Source organism: Methylomicrobium lacus LW14 (assembly GCF_000527095.1).
Classification (GTDB): domain Bacteria; phylum Pseudomonadota; class Gammaproteobacteria; order Methylococcales; family Methylomonadaceae; genus Methylomicrobium; species Methylomicrobium lacus.
The window spans coordinates 1-16,677 of record NZ_AZUN01000001.1; the positions used below are offsets into that span (position 1 = coordinate 1).

Below are 16,677 nucleotides of genomic sequence, written 5' to 3' on the forward strand. Positions count from 1 at the left end.
ACAGTCAGCGCGCTCGCGCCGAGCGTGCCGACCAGAAAGACCGGCAGGATACTGTGCACCAGTTCCGACGAACAGTCCATCAACAGGCTGACGAAACCTAAAGTCCATACGGTGCGCGGAATGCGGTCTGGCGACTTTTTGATGAACAAGAGGATAATCCCGAGGCAAAGGTTTCGGCCCGGCTCAGCGGGACTAAACAGTTAATTTTGCAAAGGAGGGATGGCATTCGCAATCGGCCCCGGCGGATAGCCGCTTTAGCGTTCCCGGTCCAACGTTGCCGTTCGGCTGGCCGCCACAAAGCCCCGGCTTTTTCCGGACGCGTCGTCGATCGTATTCATCGCCCGCCAAAGCGTTTCGGCCTTGACCCAGACCGGCGGATATTTAAACCGCGCGACATCCAGGATCAAAAATTGGTCGCTGGCCTGGTCATAAGCGCCGAGCGGCGAAATATGACCGCTGCTTTGTTGGCCGAGGGAAGTGCGCAGATAGTTGACCAGGATGAAGTTTCCGGGCTGCCTTAAATTTTCCACAGCCAGTTTGCGGAATTGTTCGAGGCTGCTGTCGCCGGCGTGATAAACCTGCGTCGCGACCGGATAGGTCGCCAGCAGGCCGCCGAGTTGATCGAGCGTCATGCCTTGCTCTGCGATCTTTTTCACGCTCACGATGCGATCGGTTTTCGCATTGAACACGTTGTTTTGGGTGAACATCGGAAAGCGCACATAGGCAGGATCGATCGGCGCCGGAATTTCAAGCGCGTTCAAGACCATCGTGATGCTCGCCGCGCCGCAATAGGCGAGATTCTGCTGCGAGACGAAATGCATGCTCAAGGGCAGGAAGTCCTGTTTGGCGTGGCTGCCGTAGAGCAGTTGCTCGCCTTCGGATGAAGTCAGCGGAATCAGCCGTGAAGTGCCCGTGCCGGTTGGTTTGGCCAACGTATCCGATGGCGACTGCGGTAAAGAGCAGCAGGCGGGAAGCAGAAGGCAAGCCAGAATGATCGGTATGAGCTGCCAGATTGCTGGGCGAGTCTCGTTTTTTTGCAAGTGTAAGAACATGCCGATTCCTCAGAGTGGTGGGTAGCCGTTCTTGGCGAATTAAAAGTAGGAATGATAAAAAACCATTTTATGCCGAGATGATGGCGAGGTAAATCGCGTTTAAACTCGTTGCCGGGCTGCTGTGTTGAATTGGCAGAATACTTTATTCTGCCTCCTCCGTGCAAAGCGATTCAGCCCGTTTGCTGACCGGTGTGATGCTGCCGTCGGCATTGATCCGCCAGCGAAAGCGTAACTGCATGCTTTTATTCATCAAAAAAGCGCGCTCGACTTCTACATGGCCCTCTTCGTCGAAAGTTTGCCAGCCTAAATCGCGTTGTGAGCGGATATGAATCTTGTTTTTCAAGACTTCTTCGATCGATTGTCCGAGGCAGGGCGAGTTTTTTACTTTTATTTCGGCTTCGTGCATCTCGGCAAAGGCCAGATTCGCGGCGAACAGCAAGTTAAGAATAAGAAAACGGCTTGTTTTCATGGATTCAAAGGTTCAGGAAATACATGCAATGCGCATGACCAAAATAGCGGATTAAAAATTGTAGCCTTGTTGGTCATGCTGGTTCAGATCGAGGCCGCTGGTTTCCGCTTCCTGATTCACGCGAATGCCGATCAGTTTATCAATCACCTTGAAGAGTCCATAACTGATCAGACCGCTCCAGAGGATCGTGACCGCGATGCCGAAAAGCTGGATCGCTACCTGTTTGACGATGCCGTCTTCGCTGACGATGCCGGTGCCGCCGAACGATGCATCGGCAAACACCGCGGTCAGCAACGCGCCGAGAATGCCGCTAACGCCATGCACCGGAAATACGTCAAGCGCATCGTCGATAGCGAGGCGCTGCTTGATCAGTTGAATCGAATAAAAGCAGGCGATGCCGGCGACGATGCCGATCACGATCGCGCCGAAGGGCGACACGAAACCCGCGCCGGCCGCGATCATGCCGAGGCCCGCGACCATGCCGGTCATTGCGCCGAGCACGCTCGGTTTGCCGAACTTGAGCCAGTCCAGCACGATCCAGGTGATCGAGGCGGAGGAGGCGCACAGATGCGTCGACAACATCGCCATGCCGGCCGAGCCGTTTGCCATCAATGCGCTGCCGGCGCTGAAGCCGTGCCAGCCGACCCAGAGAATGCCGGCGCCCATCGCGGTCATGGTCAGATTATGCGGCATCAACGGCGCGCGCGGAAAACCGCGCCGCGGGCCGATCACCAGCGCGCCGACCAAGGCCGCAATGCCCGCGCTGCCGTGCACGACGATGCCGCCCGCAAAATCCATCACGCCCCATTCGGCCAGCCAGCCGTTACCCCAAATCCAGTGGCAAACCGGCACATAGACGAGCATTTCCCAGAGCGCGCAAAAAAACAGCAGCGGAAAAAAGCGGGCTCTTTCGACCATCGCGCCGACGATCAGCGCCGGTGCGAAGATCGCGAAGGTCATGTGATACATCGCAAAGACCGACTCGGGCAGATTGCCGACCAGCTTGTCCGCATCCATGTTGACCAGAAACACTTGCGACATGCCGCCGAGCAAGGTCTGATGCGCGCCGCCATCGGTCAACGCCAGGCTATACCCGGCGATCGCCCAGATCAACGACATCAAGGAGGTGATCGAAAAACAGGCCATGATCACCGACAGCACGTTGCGGGTGCGCACGAGTCCGCCGTAAAACAGCGCGAGGCCGGGCATGGTCATGAACAGCACCAGGCCCGCCGACGTCAATATCCAGGCGGTATCGGCCGAGTTCAGGCCGTCTTCGGCAAAAGCCGGAAGCGGGAGGGCAGCGGGCAGGATTGCCAAGGCTATCTTTCGCATGATTTCCACCTTATTTATTTTTGTTGTCAGTGGGGGGCAGAAGTTTGACCCGCGATGGTCAAAGGATCGCGCTTTTTAGCCTAGATGCGCAAAAAATGCAAGGAATTACTTGGAGGATCGGTTGTTTTTTTTGCTCGAGTACGAAACTTTGAGCGAGTGCGACGAGATTAAGGAAGGCGAAGCGGGAATGGCTGGGGCAAAGCATGACAAAGAAAAAACCTCAAAACTCGATCACCATGTCCATTGCAAACTGCAACTGGTGATCCTTGCTTTGATTGATGTAGGGATTGATTTTGGCGTCGGCCCAGTCATAACGCACCTCGGGCCGCAAGGTGAGCCAGCCTTTGGGCTTCCAGTTCACCCCCGCGGTCAGCGCGAAATAGTGGCCGGGATTGTCGGCGATTACGCGGGTGCCGTTCGCATCCCGAAACCATTCGCCGCGTAATCCGGCAGAAATGGAGTCGGTAATGTCATAAATCAGATATTGATTGATGCCGTACCAGAAGGCGTCCTGACCTGTTGCCGCGGCCTGCTCCTGAAAACCGAAATCGTGTTGCAGAACATATTGCAGTTTGTCGGTAAAGCTGTGCGAAATGACCAGACTGGACACTGTCCGGTTGGCGGCCTGCACATCATCGGTATCGCCGCTGATCACCGACCAGGACACCGCGCTGGTCGCTTCGTCATTGGTCCAGGACATGCCGCCCAGAAAATTCCAGTTGGCCAGATTTTCGTCGAAATTATCCCAACCGGCGACCGAGCCCGCATTCAGCGTGAAATTTTCATTCAGCGCATAGCTGAACAGCGCGCCGGTATGCGTGAACGGTTCGCCGTACTGCATCGTGTAGGCGTGCGAATAAAAAAAATTGTTCGGGGCGGTGACCACTTCCTCGCCAAGAATCGTATAAAAATGGCCGATCTTGGCCGACAGGCCGTTACCGAACGGCGCGAATATTTCGAGATAGCTTTGCGGCAGCGCCAGATCGTAAAAACGCAGATCCTTGTCGCTGATCCAGCGGTTGTCGAGCCCTGTCGCCTGGGTGAAACGGCTGTCGGTGCCGAACATCAGATCGACCCGGCCGCCGAAGTTCCAGTGTTTCGACTCCATGTCCACCGGTTTTTCCAGATACATATTCAACTGATTGACCTGGAGTTCTCCGCTGCGGTCATTGAACGTGATCGGTGCGTTCGAGTGATTATCCGGATTACGGGTCAGATAGGTTCCGCCCATCGAGAGCCAGCCGTCGATGTTGATACCATGCTCCTTGAACAATCGGCTTTGGCTGAAATCCCGGCCCGTCAACGCGAAGAAGGCGCCGTCGTCATGCGCCATCACCGTCGAGGCGAAATGACTGTAGAGGAGCAAAAGCAGGAAGAATATCGATGCCTTGTCGATAGTGAGCGGGGATGCGCAGAGAACAGCTTTCGATTGTTTCATGTCCCTAGCCAAGCGTTGCCGTTGATGTCAGGTTGTTATTTGTGTAGCGATGCGTTGCGTTACAAAAACATTTCATCCTGCAGCGTAGTTTTTTATCACAGTTTGCAGGAAGGTAAAAAATTATATTACTTAAATAGTATCGAGTCGATACTAAAATCAAGCAATCGTGATTTTTTGCAGTCCACGCATGCTTCCGATCAATAGAGCCGGGTGATTTTTAGCATCCGGGATTAATCGGGTATTTACTTTCGATTCGATACGAAGTAAGATTCTCCACCGTGCGCATTTGGCGTTGATCAGGAAGCATAGGCGCATCGGCAAGAGCCGTCCAATAATTACAATAAGGAGAAATCTGATGGCAAAATTTGCGTTTTTTAAAGCAAAACGCGGAAATATATCCAAGGTTTTGTTGGCTGCCGCGTTGCTGTCCGGCGTCCCGTTCAGTGTTTGCGCGAAACCCGATGAAGTGCCCGTAGAAAAGGTACAAGGTTGCCAACTCGTCGGCAAAATCGAAGGCTCATCGGGCTATGGCAAGAATAGCGATTGGCAACGTCTGGCAAAACAATCGGCCGTCAAGCATGCCGGCCAGATGGGCGCAAGCCATGTCGTATGGGAGCATTTTTACCCGGCCGGCGCTTTTAACGGCACTGTCACAGGCACGGCTTATCACTGCGGGACATAAGCCAAAGAATACCCTTTCGTGCGGAAGGTCTGAATAAGGTGATATTCCTCATTCAAACCTTCTGCATAAAAAGCTATTAGGATGCGGTCAAGCGTCACCCTCTAAGACGTTAGCAGCATCTTGTTAACCCACAACGCGAACCGTCGTGGCGGCATTTCGCCGCCGATCGCCAATAGTTTGCTGATCCATCCCGGTACGACAGCCGATTTTCCTTTCCGCATCGCTTGATAACCCGCTTCGGCATTGCTCTGCGGATCGCTGGCCAAAAAGCGGTATAAACGGGTTCGGGAAAATCCGCCTTTCGTCTCAAAGGCGGTCTTCATCGCTCCCGGACACAGCGCGGTCGTGGTGACGCCGCTGCCCTTCAGTTCGACGGCCAGTCCCCGGTTGAACGCAAGCACGAAACTTTTGCTTGCATAATAGACTGTGGCGCCCGGACCGCCCGGCTGATAAGCGGTCAGAGACGCCACATTCAGGATGCGCCCCCGGCCTTGTTGGATCATACCCGGAAGAAAAAAGCGGGTCAGTTGCACCAGCGCCGCTACGTTCAGATTGATCATCCCGGTATTCGCCGTCGGGTCGGAATCCGCAAACGGCCCATAAAAACCGATGCCGGCATTGTTGACCAAATAATCGATCGTCAAGCCCTGGCCCTGGACGATTTGATGGAGTTTTTCCGGCGTGTCCGGCCGCGACAGGTCCAGCTCTGCAATTACGGTAGAAATGCCGTAATCCCGTTGCAGTTCCTCGCTAACTTTTTGCAACTGTGCTTCGTTGCGTGCGACCAGAACCGTATTGATTTTATCTTTTGCAAATAGCTTGCTGAACTCATAGCCCATGCCGCCGGACGCGCCGGTAATTAAGGCCCATTGGGAGGTTGGATTTGCTGACTTTGAAATCGCATTCATGGGGCCTCCTTTCCGAAGGATGTGGTTGAGGTTTTAACGATTTCACAAAGGGAAGACTGCGAGGTCTAATGTTTGTTTATTATCGAGCCCGCGTAAGTTCGATTAGCGTAGCGTAATCGGACTCACGCGGGCTTATTCATCTTTATCGTAATCGGGGATTGATCCAATGGTACCATCTCGATCTCTATAATGAGCGCCAATATGACCACCAATATAGTCGTAATTTGATATCTTGCTATCACCTCTTCCTCCATATAAAGCTTTTGGTAATGAGGAATAATTAGATATATCTTGTTCGGTCACCAATCCTGTGCCTTCGCATTTAGAACAACCTCCTCTAGTGCCGCCATCTCCATTACATATAGGACATATAGAGTTTTTAAGTAAGTTCTTATCAAGTTCACGTTTTATATTGTGTGTCGTTATAGTATTAATCTCCCTTGGATTGGAGGGTTGAAAATTATTATTTTCTACAACCCATTTGTTCATTGCCTTATTTATTAAGCTTCCCTGATAGCAATTTAATTCATTGTTTATTTTTAGTGATTTTTTATTATCTTCATCAATAAGGCTGTCTATATAATCAAAAGCATCTTTATCCAGCATAATCTTGGCGTTTGCTGGGCATATTAAACACATCCTTTCGGCTTCTTCAAGTTTTCTGCATGAAATGCCAATTTTCGCTTCTATGCATGAATACCCATTAATTTTAAATTGCACATTTAAAATATCTATAATTGATGACAGTCTTAAAATTGTTGTATAAAATTGGTGTCTGATTTTATTGTAATAATCAATGAAATGCGGTGTTTTAAAAACTCCAAATATATCATATTTTGCTAATATGAAATTGTTATCTGGGTGAATTTCAAATTTAAAAATAGAGTCGGCAAGTAATGCTGAATTAATTTCAGATATGCAGCACTTATATTTTAAAAAAGGAACTTTTGCTTCATGAAAATTGATTTTAATAACTATGGCTATCTGATTTCCGTTGATGCCATTGATGCTGAAAAAAGATTTCGGTTTAATAAATTTATTAGGTATGTTTGGGTGGGCTAGATTGATAATATCTCTGTTAGATTTATTGGGGATTTTAATGGTGCTGATGATTCGTTCAATTGCTTCTTGATAGTTATATGTATATTCTTTAAAAGTCATGCTTATCTACCTCAAATAGAAAATAAGTACTTATTTTGCGTCACTTAATATAACGTGGAGTCGTAGGATATGTTGAGCGGAAGCGAAGCTCATTGCAGCGATCGCGATTGATTCGCCTCACGTTGTTCGGAGCATCCTATATGTCGGCTTATTGAAAATCCTCCAGCGGCGGACAGGTGCACACCACATGCCGGTCGCCGTAGACATTGTCGATGCGTCCGACCGGCGGCCAGTATTTGTCGTCCTCCTGATCGTCGTCCGGAAAGAATGCCTGTTGCCGCGAATAGGGCAGGGTCCATTCTTCCAGCAACAGCTTGTGCGTGTGCGGTGCATGGCGCAGCACATTGTTTTCCGGATCGGCCTTGCCGTTCTCGATCTCGGCGATTTCCTGACGGATCGCGATCAAGGCGTCGCAGAAGCGGTCGATCTCGTTATTGTCCTCGCTTTCGGTCGGCTCGATCATCAGGGTTTCGGGCACCGGAAACGACACGGTCGGTGCATGGAAGCCGAAATCGATCAGCCTTTTCGCGATGTCTTCGACGGTGATGCCGCAGGCATGTTTGAACGCACGGCAGTCGATGATGCATTCGTGCGCGACCCAGCCGTTCTTGCCGGTGTACAGGATCGGGTAGTGCGGCGCGAGCCGTTTGGCGATGTAGTTCGCGTTCAGGATCGCGGTCAGCGTCGCGCGTTTGAGCCCTGCCGCGCCCATCATCGCGATATAGGCCCAGGAAATCGTATAGATGCTGGCCGAGCCCCAGGGCGCGGCCGCGACCGTGCCGACCGTGCCGTGCGGGCCTTTGTTCGGATTGACGTTCTTGACGACCGGATGATCCGGCAAGTAAGGCGCCAGATGCGCGCCGACGCCGATCGGGCCGACGCCGGGACCGCCGCCGCCGTGCGGGATGCTGAAGGTCTTGTGCAGATTTAAATGCGCGACATCCGCGCCGATCTTGCCGGGCCGGCTGAGGCCGACCAGCGCGTTGAAATTGGCGCCGTCCAGATAGACCTGGCCGCCGTGCGCGTGGACCAGATCGCAGATCGTCCGGAACGCTTCCTCGAACACGCCGTGCGTCGAAGGATAGGTGATCATCAGCGCGGCGACCGTGTCGTGATGTTCGGCAAGCTTGGCCTTCAGGTCGTCGAGGCTGACGTTGCCGTTGTCGTCGCAGGCGACCACGACGACCTTGAGCCCGGCCAGCACTGCGCTGGCCGGGTTGGTGCCGTGCGCGGACGCCGGGATCAGGCAGATAGTACGCTGGCCCTGACCGTTCACTTCGTGATATTTCCGGATTACCAACAGCCCCGTGTATTCGCCCTGCGAGCCCGCGTTCGGCTGCAACGAAAACGCATCGAAGCCGGTCAGGTCGCAGAGCATGTCCTCGAGTTCTGAAAACATCTGCTGGTAGCCGAGCGTCTGGTACAGCGGCGCGAAAGGATGCAGGCCGCTGAATTCGTGATACGACAGCGCTTGCATCTCGGTCGCCGCGTTCAGCTTCATCGTGCACGAGCCCAAGGGAATCATCGAGCGGTCCAAGGCGATGTCGCGCCGGGCCAATCTCCGCATGTAGCGCATCATCTCGGTTTCGGAATGGTAGCGCGCGAACACCGGGTGCTGCAGGATAGGATCGGTGCGGAGGAGCGCGTCCGGGATGCATTCGTCGAGGCTAGAGTGCAGCCTATTGATGTCCGGAAACTCGGCCGCCGGCGTGGCGAACACCTGCCAGATCGCCCTGAGCGTCTTTCGGGTCGTCGTCTCATCGAGCGCAATGCCGAGATGGTCCAGATCGATCACGCGCAGATTGATCGTTGCTTCCATCGCCTGCGCGGCGATCCGTTTGGCGCGGTTCGGTACGCGCACGACGAGCGTGTCGAAATAACGGCGGCTGACCACCTCGTAACCCATCAGCGCGAGGCCGGCCGCGAGTATTTGCGCGTAGCGGTGCACGCGCCCGGCGATCATCCTGAGTCCCTCCGCGCCGTGATACACCGCATAAAATCCGGCGATCACCGCGAGCAGGACCTGCGACGTGCAGATATTGCTGGTCGCCTTGTCGCGCCGGATATGCTGTTCGCGCGTTTGCAGCGCCATGCGCAGGGCGGTGTGGCCGTGGCTGTCCTTCGACACCCCGATCAGTCGTCCCGGCATCGAGCGCTTGTATTCGTCCTGGGTCGCGAAAAAGGCCGGATGCGGGCCGCCGTAGCCCATCGGCACGCCGAAGCGCTGCGCGCTGCCGACCACGATGTCGACGCCGAAGGCGCCGGGCGGTTTCAGCAGCACCAGGCTCAACAAGTCAGCCGCGGCCACGGCCAGAGCGGATTTTTTATGCGCGATTTCGACGATCTCGCCGAGGTCGTGTATCTCGCCCTGCGAGCCCGGATACTGCACGAGCACCGCGAAAAAATCGTGCTGATCGAGACCCTGATAAGGATCGCCGACGATCACCTGATAGCCTAAGGAGCGCGCGCGGGTTTGCACCACCGCGATCGTTTGCGGATGGCAGTCCCGGTCGACAAAAACGGCCTGCACCGGATTATGCGACAGCCTGCGCGCCATTGTGATCGCCTCGGCTGCAGCGGTCGCTTCATCGAGCAGCGAGGCGTTCGCGATTTCCATGCCGGTCAAATCGATGATCATCTGCTGAAAGTTCAGCAGTGCTTCGAGCCGGCCCTGGCTGACCTCGGGTTGATACGGCGTATAAGCGGTGTACCAGCCCGGATTTTCGAGCACATTGCGCTTGATCACGGCCGGCATGATCGTATCGTAGTAGCCCATGCCGATCAGCGAGGTGAAGACCTTGTTGCGTTCGCGGATCTTGCGCAGGTGCTTGATCACCGCATTTTCGCTTATCGTTTCGGTCAGTTTCAAGGGCTCGGCGTTCAGGATGTCGGCGGGCAGCGCCTTGGCGATGATCTGTTCGAGATCTGTCAGGCCCAGTTCGGCCAGCATCGCCCGGATTTGTTCGGGATTCGGGCCGATATGGCGGCGGATGAAATCGCCGCGCATTTCCAGTTGGTTCAGGTTCGGGCGAGGTTTTGTCATAGCTTAACGACGGTAGCGATGAGGAATGAAAGGCAGAGGGGAGACGGACAGTGCGACCTCTCGCCCCCGGATTTCGGTAAACAGGCGAGTTCCGACCGCTGCATAGGCCTTGTCGAGCCGCGCCAGCGCGACCGGTTTGCCGAGGCTCGGCGCGAAACTGCCGCTGGTGACATGGCCGACGCTTTGGCCTTGAGCATTGGATAAGGCCGCGCCTTCCCGGGTCGGCGCCTTGCCTTCGACGATCAGGCCGGCGCGGATCATCTCAGTGCCGTCTCGAAGCTGCGCCAGGATTTTTGGGGCGCCGGGAAAGCGGGCGTGGCCTTTTTTGATGATCCAGTTGAGTCCCGCCTCGACCGGCGTGATCGTTTCGTTCAGTTCGTGGCCGTAGAGGCAAAGCCCCGCTTCCAGGCGCAAGGTGTCGCGCGCGCCGAGGCCGACCGGCGCGACGCCGTTCTCCGCCAGCAGCAGGCGGGCCAGGCGCTCCGCATCGGGAATTCCGACCGAAATTTCGAAGCCGTCCTCGCCGGTATAGCCGCTGCGGCTGATGAAGCAGGCGATGCCGTCGAGTTCGGTATCGCAACTTTGCATGAATTTGAGGCTGGAGGCAGTCGCTGAAAACTTTCGGATTACGGCCTCGGCCAAAGGTCCCTGCAACGCAAACAACGCGCGCTCCTGTAAATCCCTGAGGCCAGGCAGATGCAGGCTTAGATAGTCGAAATCCTTGTCCTTGCAGGCCGCGTTCACGATGATGAACAAGCCCGAAGCGGTACGGCTCACGATGATGTCGTCGAGCACGCCGCCGTTGTCCTGCGTCAGCACGGTATATTTCTCGAAGCCGGGCAGGAGGCCCGAAATGTCGCTCGGCGTCAGCCTTTCCAGCGCGCTTGCGGCGTCATCGCCCGCTACGCTGAATTGCCCCATATGCGAGATGTCGAAAAATCCCGCATGACTCCGGCAATGCAGGTGTTCCTGGATGATGCCGGTGCCGTAGTGCAAAGGCATCGCGTAACCCGCAAAGGGCGCCATCTTCGCGCCCAGTTCGAGATGTAAAGCGTTCAAAGGCAGGGTTTTCAATATCATGGCATAGAGAACCTGAATGTTATTGAACGGTCAGTTTATCCGAATTTTTGCGGCGTGGGTCGTATTATTTGTCGGCTTAGGCGTTAGGTAAAATTAACTTCGCGAAATTCAGTTACTTCCACGCGCTAACCCATAGCGTAATAAACAAAATCAATTTTACCGTCTTCTCCTCTGAGAAAGCCCGTATGGATGAACCCTTTTGGACGGCGCACCGGCGTTTGACAGCATATCAGCAACCCGCCGCCAAACCCTGCTAAAATGGCTGCGTATCGAAGAAGATATGAGGGAAAAAACATGGCTCTCCAGCATCAAGGCGAAGATTTGCCGATCAGCGAGGAAGACTACCTGCAAGGCGAACTGGCCGGCACGATCAAGCATGAATATATCGACGGCTATATTTACGCAATGGCCGGGGCGAGTAAAAATCACGAGCGCATCGCCGGGAATATTTTCGGCGAATTACGCGCGCTGTTACGGAATACGCCTTGCGAACCCTTTGCGTCCGACCTGAAAGTCAAAACCGCGCACGCTTTTTTCTACCCCGACGTGATGGTCGTCTGCGAGGATACCAGCCGCAACGACTATTACGCCGAAACGCCGGTCCTCATCGTCGAGGTGTTGTCGCAATCGACGCGGCGGATGGACGAGACGCTCAAAAGTACCGCTTATCAGGCCATGCCGTTTTTGCGGGAATATGTGCTGATCGAGCAAGACTTTGTCGATGTGGAAGTTTGCCGCCGCAGCGAAGGTTGGGTGTCCGAACATTATTTCCTCGGCGATACCGTTATCTTCGAGTCGGTAGGATTGGCCTTGCCGGTCGAAGAAATTTATTACCGGGTCGAGAACGATGACATGAAGTCTTTCCTCGAAGAAAAAAATGCGCGGCGGTAAATCCAGACTGGGGCATGCGGCATCACGCATGATGAATATCCACGAAAATCACGAACGCAACTATCATCCAGCAAGGAGACACGAATGTCCGAACAACTGCAATATATCCGTTGGTTCAATGAACTGTCGATCGATGATGTGCCTTTGGTCGGCGGCAAGAATGCCTCGCTCGGCGAAATGTACCGCGAACTGACGCCGGAAGGCATCAGGATTCCGAACGGCTTTGCGGTGACCGCGGAAGCCTACCGCTACCTGCTCGATCATGCCAATGCCTGGGATGCTTTGCATGCAGCGCTGGACGATCTCGATCCGGGCAATGTCTCCGATCTGGCCAAACGCGCGCGCCGGGCTCGCGAAATTATCTATGGCGCGCCGTTTCCGGCCGATCTCGCGCACGAAATTCTCGCAGCTTATGCGCAGTTGAAAAAGGAATACGGCGACGACTTGAGCGTCGCGGTGCGCAGTTCCGCCACCGCCGAAGACTTGCCGAACGCCAGTTTCGCCGGGCAACAAGATACCTATCTGAACGTCAGCGGAGACCTTGCGCTGTTGGATTCGTGCAAGCGCTGCATGGCCAGCCTGTTTACCGATCGAGCGATCCATTACCGGGTCGATCAAGGCTTCGATCATTTCAAGCTGGCGCTGTCGGTCGGGGTGATGAAGATGGTCCGCTCCGACCTCTCGGCCAGCGGCGTGATGTTTACGCTCGACACCGATTCGGGCTTCAAGGATGTGGTGTTCATCACCGGCGCCTACGGCCTCGGCGAAAACGTCGTGCAGGGCGCGGTCGATCCGGACGAGTTTTACGTGCACAAGCCGACTTACGAGTTGGGCTTCCGCAGCGTGCTCAGGCGCTCGCTCGGCGCGAAGAAGATCAAGATGATCTACAGCGACGGCAGCACACGCGAGTCGACGCGCAATATCGCGACCAGCGAGTACGAGCGTAACCAAAGCTGCATCAACGACCAGGACGCGCTGACGCTCGCCGGTTACGCGATCAGTATCGAAAAGCATTACAGCGCCAGGGCCGGCGTGCCGCGGCCGATGGACATCGAATGGGCGAAGGACGGCATTGACGGCCAGCTCTATATCGTGCAGGCGCGGCCGGAAACGGTCGCTTCGATGCAGAAAGGCTCGACGCTCGAACAGTTTGTGTTGAAGGGCTCTGCAGTCCCGCTGGTCACCGGCCATGCGGTCGGCGGCCGGATCGCCCAGGGCAAAGCGCGGATCATCAACAAGGTCGAGCAGTTGTCCGAATTCAAGGCCGGTGACGTGCTGGTCGCGGACATCACCACCCCGGATTGGGAGCCGGTGATGAAGATCGCCTCCGCGATCGTGACCAACCGCGGCGGCCGCACCTGTCATGCGGCGATCGTCGCCCGCGAACTCGGCGTGCCGGCCGTGGTCGGCTGCGAGAATGCGACCACCGTGCTCAAGAGCAATGCGCCGGTGACCGTGTCCTGCGCGGAAGGCGACGTCGGCAAGGTGTATCCAGGGATGCTCTACTTCGAAAAAATCACCACCGACCTGTCCGGTTTGGCGCATCCAAAGACCCACATCATGCTGAACATCGGCAATCCCGAGGCGGCCTTCAAGCACAGCTTTTTGCCGAACGACGGCGTCGGCCTGGCGCGGATGGAATTCATCATCACCGAAACCATCAAGGCGCATCCGATGGCGCTGATTCATCCCGAGAAGGTGCAGGACGAAGCCGAGAAGGCCCAACTGCAAGCGTTGACGCAGCAGTTCGACAGCGGCCGGGACTTTTTCATTCAGCGCCTGGCCGAAGGCGTCGGCACGATCGCGGCGGCGTTTTATCCGAAGCCGGTCGTAGTCCGGATGTCCGACTTCAAGACCAATGAATACGCGACGCTGCTCGGCGGGCGCTGGTTCGAATTCGACGAGGCGAACCCGATGATCGGCTTCCGCGGCGCCTCGCGCTATATCCACCCGGCCTATGCCGAAGGCTTCGCGCTCGAATGCGCGGCGATGAAGCATGTGCGCGAGGTGATGGGGCTGAGCAACGTGATCCTGATGATTCCGTTCTGCCGGCGCGTCGGCGAGGCCGAGAAGGTGCTCGCATACATGGCCGAGTTGGGGCTGAAGCGCGGCGAGAACGGACTTCAAATCTATGTGATGTGCGAGATTCCGAACAACGTGATCCAGATCGACGAATTCGCCAAGCATTTCGACGGCTTCTCGATCGGCTCGAACGACCTGACACAATTGACGCTCGGCGTCGACCGCGATTCCGAAATCGTCGCAAGCGATTTCGACGAGCGCGATCCGGGGGTGAAGGAAATGATCCGCCTCGCGGTCACCGGCGCGCGCCGCAACGGCCGCCACTCGGGGCTATGCGGTCAGGCGCCTTCCGATTACCCGGAAATGGCCGAGTTTCTGGTCGAAGTCGGCATCGATTCGATGAGCCTGAATCCGGATACGGTGCTGCAAACCACGCAGCGGATCCTGGAAACCGAGAAGCGGCTGGGTAAGTAATAATTTCATCATAGACCGACCTGCCAGGTTTTAAAAAACTGGCAGGTCTTTTGCCGGGATGTTATTTATCGCCCTATTCCTGATGGCTTTTTCCTTCTCGCCATCGGCTATTGCGCCATTCGACAAATCAACTTATCATTTAGGATGAGTTGATCGTGTCGCGCGCCCCCGTCGTTTTTTATCGTGCGGCCCGTTTTTGCTCAGTCTTCTGTGTGTTCAGAGGCCGCTAACCGTCGGGATTTGCAAGTCCGGCCCTGTCCGATCGTTTAAAATCATTACTCTACCGGGAAAAATTATGAATCAGCTAAAGCGTCATGTATTGCTTAGTATCGGCTTAACCGCGGCGTTTGCTGTTCAGGCGGAGACTAAGTGGGTCACAGTGGCAAAGTCTGATGGTTCTATCCAGTGTGAAAGCGCCGGCATCAGTCCAAAAACCATGAAAAAAGAGCTGATCGAAGCGAAAATTCCGGCCAAGCATGCGCGTTGCGGTACTAATGGTCTGCTTTATCCGGCGGTCTGCGGCGGCGAAACGGGCCGCCTGAATCTCTTCGATATTCCCGCCAAAAAGCTCGGCGACGCCTCCGACTTAGGTTTTCAGCCGCTTAGCGATTGGCCGGATGCCAGCGAAGCGCCATGCGAGGAAGAGGCTGCATTTGCAGGCAATGCGGCGGAAATCTCTATCAACGGTATCGGGCCCGCGGTGGACGAAGACGCTTACCGCAGGGTGCGTAAGACCATCGGCAAAGCGGTCGCGGACAATGTGATTTCGCGCTTTATCGTTTACGGTTATGGGGTCGAAGGCGGATTTTCGGGTTGCGTGCAAGAAGGCAGATTCGTCCAGCCCAATGCTTTCAGCGACTTCATCAAAAAACTGCGGGCGATAAACGCCGATCCGAACACCACGGCCTATTCGGTTACGGCGGTTGAAAAATGTGAGACAAGTTCACCCGAAATAGATGGAGTCGAATAACCTATGACAGACAGCCCGGTTGCGGCTACTTGGGGACGAGAATCGCAACCGGCTTCGCTCCCGTCGGAAGAAGAGTTGATCCAATACGTTACAGGTCAGTCCCATAGATAGATCTCCAATTCCTCGCGGTTCGCCAGAATGATTTGCTGCGCATACGCGGGCCTCTGTAGATCATCGGGGCCGATTCTGATCGCCGAGAGATAATAATTCAGCAAGGCCGCGCGAATGCGCAATTTCAATTCGCCGTTTTCCATCGCATAATCAAATTCTATCGCCGCCCGCTGTGACTCGGTCAGGCCCGGATGCGGCGCAATCACGGCCTGGACATAAGTATTCCAGATCCGGTCTTCGTCCCGGTCTTTCATCGCCCCGCCGATAGTCTCGGCGCTGACAATGCGGGACAGCACGAAATCGCGAAATTGCCCGTGGCTTTGGCTGAAAGCCCGCACATGCCAGCGCAAACCGTCAAACACCAGGGTATGCGGACTCAAAAAATAGTCCTGGGGCAGGTGATTGCTCATCGATTGATAGCGAACCTGAATCTCCTTGCGTTGCACAATCGCCTGATTGACCGTCTGCAAGATCGTGCGGTCGATTTTTCTAAAGACCGGTTCGAGCACTTCAACCGCCGGCAGATTCTGGATCAACGGCACGATGAAGCCGTTATCCTGGCTTTGATTGGATTTCAGTACCTGCAAGAATTCGGCGGCCGTGCCGGTCATAAAAGCCGGTGTGAACGCTTCCGTGATGACATAGCGCTTCTTGTGCTTGTCATAGCGGATGTTACTGGGGCATAAGCGCTGATAAGTCGTCAAATCTTTAGACGCCTGCACCCGGCTGATGCCGAAGTTACCCATCAGCGCGGCCGTCGATACCTCGCCGCTCCAGAACACCGTCGCTTCGAGCAGGGTTAATCGTTGCTGTTGTTCACGCTTTAAATTCTGTTGTGTCGGCATAGTAAAGGTGTTAATTTATATGTAAATATTATTTTCATATAAACTTAGTTTTCTGTTAAGCAATAGATTACCACCAATCGTGCGCCTAAGGAATGAAAGAATACATGCTCGCGGTTTTGCGGAATGCCGCAAATGAACCCGATGGAGTATTTTTATCCATCACTGATCAGCAATGAGGGCAAAAAACACAAATGCT

The 16,677-nt window shown here is 54.9% G+C and carries 13 protein-coding genes; 4 read left to right on the forward strand and 9 right to left on the reverse strand.

Annotation, left to right across the window (positions count from 1 at the left end; genetic code table 11):
• Positions 1 to 254: 254 nt before the first annotated feature.
• The 4 genes from METLA_RS0100010 to METLA_RS0100025 all read right to left on the reverse strand — a co-directional run bounded on the left by METLA_RS0100010 (position 255) and on the right by METLA_RS0100025 (position 4,294).
• Complete coding sequence (locus tag METLA_RS0100010) at positions 255 to 932, reverse strand: phytochelatin synthase family protein (RefSeq protein WP_245598704.1); 678 nt, start codon at positions 930 to 932, stop codon at positions 255 to 257.
• A 262-nt stretch (positions 933 to 1,194) separates the two neighbouring features.
• Positions 1,195 to 1,521 carry a hypothetical protein gene (locus tag METLA_RS0100015; protein ID WP_024296593.1) on the reverse strand — a complete coding sequence of 109 codons (327 nt, stop codon included), beginning with the start codon at positions 1,519 to 1,521 and terminating at the stop codon, positions 1,195 to 1,197.
• Between the two features lie 51 nt (positions 1,522 to 1,572).
• The gene (locus METLA_RS0100020) at positions 1,573 to 2,856 is read right to left on the reverse strand and encodes an ammonium transporter (RefSeq protein ID WP_024296594.1); all 1,284 of its coding nucleotides are present in this window, start codon (positions 2,854 to 2,856) and stop codon (positions 1,573 to 1,575) included.
• Positions 2,857 to 3,076: 220 nt separating this feature from the next.
• A complete protein-coding gene (locus METLA_RS0100025; RefSeq protein ID WP_024296595.1) occupies positions 3,077 to 4,294 on the reverse strand; it encodes a porin in 1,218 nt (405 codons plus the stop codon).
• Between the two features lie 355 nt (positions 4,295 to 4,649).
• Here METLA_RS0100025 and METLA_RS0100030 point away from each other — a divergent pair, with 355 nt between their 5' ends.
• Positions 4,650 to 4,976, forward strand: coding sequence for a hypothetical protein (locus METLA_RS0100030; protein WP_024296596.1), 327 nt, complete (start codon positions 4,650 to 4,652; stop codon positions 4,974 to 4,976).
• Positions 4,977 to 5,077: 101 nt separating this feature from the next.
• Here METLA_RS0100030 and METLA_RS0100035 read toward each other — a convergent pair whose 3' ends face one another.
• From METLA_RS0100035 to gcvT, 4 genes are all read right to left on the reverse strand, one after another.
• Positions 5,078 to 5,884 (reverse strand): SDR family NAD(P)-dependent oxidoreductase, encoded by an 807-nt coding sequence (locus tag METLA_RS0100035; RefSeq protein WP_051459721.1) that lies wholly within the window; start codon positions 5,882 to 5,884, stop codon positions 5,078 to 5,080.
• Between the two features lie 132 nt (positions 5,885 to 6,016).
• The gene (locus METLA_RS0100040) at positions 6,017 to 7,045 is read right to left on the reverse strand and encodes a hypothetical protein (protein ID WP_024296598.1); all 1,029 of its coding nucleotides are present in this window, start codon (positions 7,043 to 7,045) and stop codon (positions 6,017 to 6,019) included.
• Positions 7,046 to 7,193: 148 nt separating this feature from the next.
• A complete protein-coding gene (gene gcvP / locus METLA_RS0100045) occupies positions 7,194 to 10,088 on the reverse strand; it encodes an aminomethyl-transferring glycine dehydrogenase (RefSeq protein ID WP_024296599.1) in 2,895 nt (964 codons plus the stop codon).
• Positions 10,089 to 10,091: 3 nt separating this feature from the next.
• Positions 10,092 to 11,168, reverse strand: a complete 1,077-nt coding sequence (gene gcvT / locus METLA_RS0100050) for a glycine cleavage system aminomethyltransferase GcvT (protein ID WP_024296600.1) — start codon at positions 11,166 to 11,168, stop codon at positions 10,092 to 10,094.
• Positions 11,169 to 11,462: 294 nt separating this feature from the next.
• Between gcvT and METLA_RS0100055 the strand changes: the two genes are divergently transcribed.
• The 3 genes from METLA_RS0100055 to METLA_RS0100065 all read left to right on the forward strand — a co-directional run bounded on the left by METLA_RS0100055 (position 11,463) and on the right by METLA_RS0100065 (position 15,525).
• Positions 11,463 to 12,059, forward strand: coding sequence for a Uma2 family endonuclease (locus METLA_RS0100055; protein ID WP_024296601.1), 597 nt, complete (start codon positions 11,463 to 11,465; stop codon positions 12,057 to 12,059).
• 84 nt (positions 12,060 to 12,143) lie between these two features.
• A complete protein-coding gene (gene ppsA, locus METLA_RS0100060) occupies positions 12,144 to 14,555 on the forward strand; it encodes a phosphoenolpyruvate synthase (RefSeq protein WP_024296602.1) in 2,412 nt (803 codons plus the stop codon).
• A gap of 436 nt (positions 14,556 to 14,991) precedes the next feature.
• Positions 14,992 to 15,525, forward strand: a complete 534-nt coding sequence (locus METLA_RS0100065) for a hypothetical protein (protein ID WP_024296603.1) — start codon at positions 14,992 to 14,994, stop codon at positions 15,523 to 15,525.
• Positions 15,526 to 15,620: 95 nt separating this feature from the next.
• Here METLA_RS0100065 and METLA_RS21185 read toward each other — a convergent pair whose 3' ends face one another.
• The gene (locus METLA_RS21185; RefSeq protein ID WP_024296604.1) at positions 15,621 to 16,481 is read right to left on the reverse strand and encodes a helix-turn-helix transcriptional regulator; all 861 of its coding nucleotides are present in this window, start codon (positions 16,479 to 16,481) and stop codon (positions 15,621 to 15,623) included.
• Positions 16,482 to 16,677 lie beyond the last annotated feature (196 nt).

What these genes read in the sequence shown, in the direction of transcription:
- METLA_RS0100055 (WP_024296601.1), top strand. Translation starts at nt 11,463, where the DNA reads ATGGCTCTCCAGCATCAAGGCGAAGATTTGCCGATCAGCGAGGAAGAC.
- METLA_RS0100025 (WP_024296595.1), bottom strand. Translation starts at nt 4,294, where the DNA reads ATGAAACAATCGAAAGCTGTTCTCTGCGCATCCCCGCTCACTATCGAC.
- METLA_RS0100030 (WP_024296596.1), top strand. Translation starts at nt 4,650, where the DNA reads ATGGCAAAATTTGCGTTTTTTAAAGCAAAACGCGGAAATATATCCAAG.
- METLA_RS0100020 (WP_024296594.1), bottom strand. Translation starts at nt 2,856, where the DNA reads ATGCGAAAGATAGCCTTGGCAATCCTGCCCGCTGCCCTCCCGCTTCCG.
- METLA_RS0100015 (WP_024296593.1), bottom strand. Translation starts at nt 1,521, where the DNA reads ATGAAAACAAGCCGTTTTCTTATTCTTAACTTGCTGTTCGCCGCGAAT.
- ppsA (WP_024296602.1), top strand. Translation starts at nt 12,144, where the DNA reads ATGTCCGAACAACTGCAATATATCCGTTGGTTCAATGAACTGTCGATC.
- METLA_RS21185 (WP_024296604.1), bottom strand. Translation starts at nt 16,481, where the DNA reads ATGCCGACACAACAGAATTTAAAGCGTGAACAACAGCAACGATTAACC.
- METLA_RS0100040 (WP_024296598.1), bottom strand. Translation starts at nt 7,045, where the DNA reads ATGACTTTTAAAGAATATACATATAACTATCAAGAAGCAATTGAACGA.
- gcvP (WP_024296599.1), bottom strand. Translation starts at nt 10,088, where the DNA reads ATGACAAAACCTCGCCCGAACCTGAACCAACTGGAAATGCGCGGCGAT.
- gcvT (WP_024296600.1), bottom strand. Translation starts at nt 11,168, where the DNA reads ATGATATTGAAAACCCTGCCTTTGAACGCTTTACATCTCGAACTGGGC.
- METLA_RS0100065 (WP_024296603.1), top strand. Translation starts at nt 14,992, where the DNA reads ATGAAAAAAGAGCTGATCGAAGCGAAAATTCCGGCCAAGCATGCGCGT.
- METLA_RS0100035 (WP_051459721.1), bottom strand. Translation starts at nt 5,884, where the DNA reads ATGAATGCGATTTCAAAGTCAGCAAATCCAACCTCCCAATGGGCCTTA.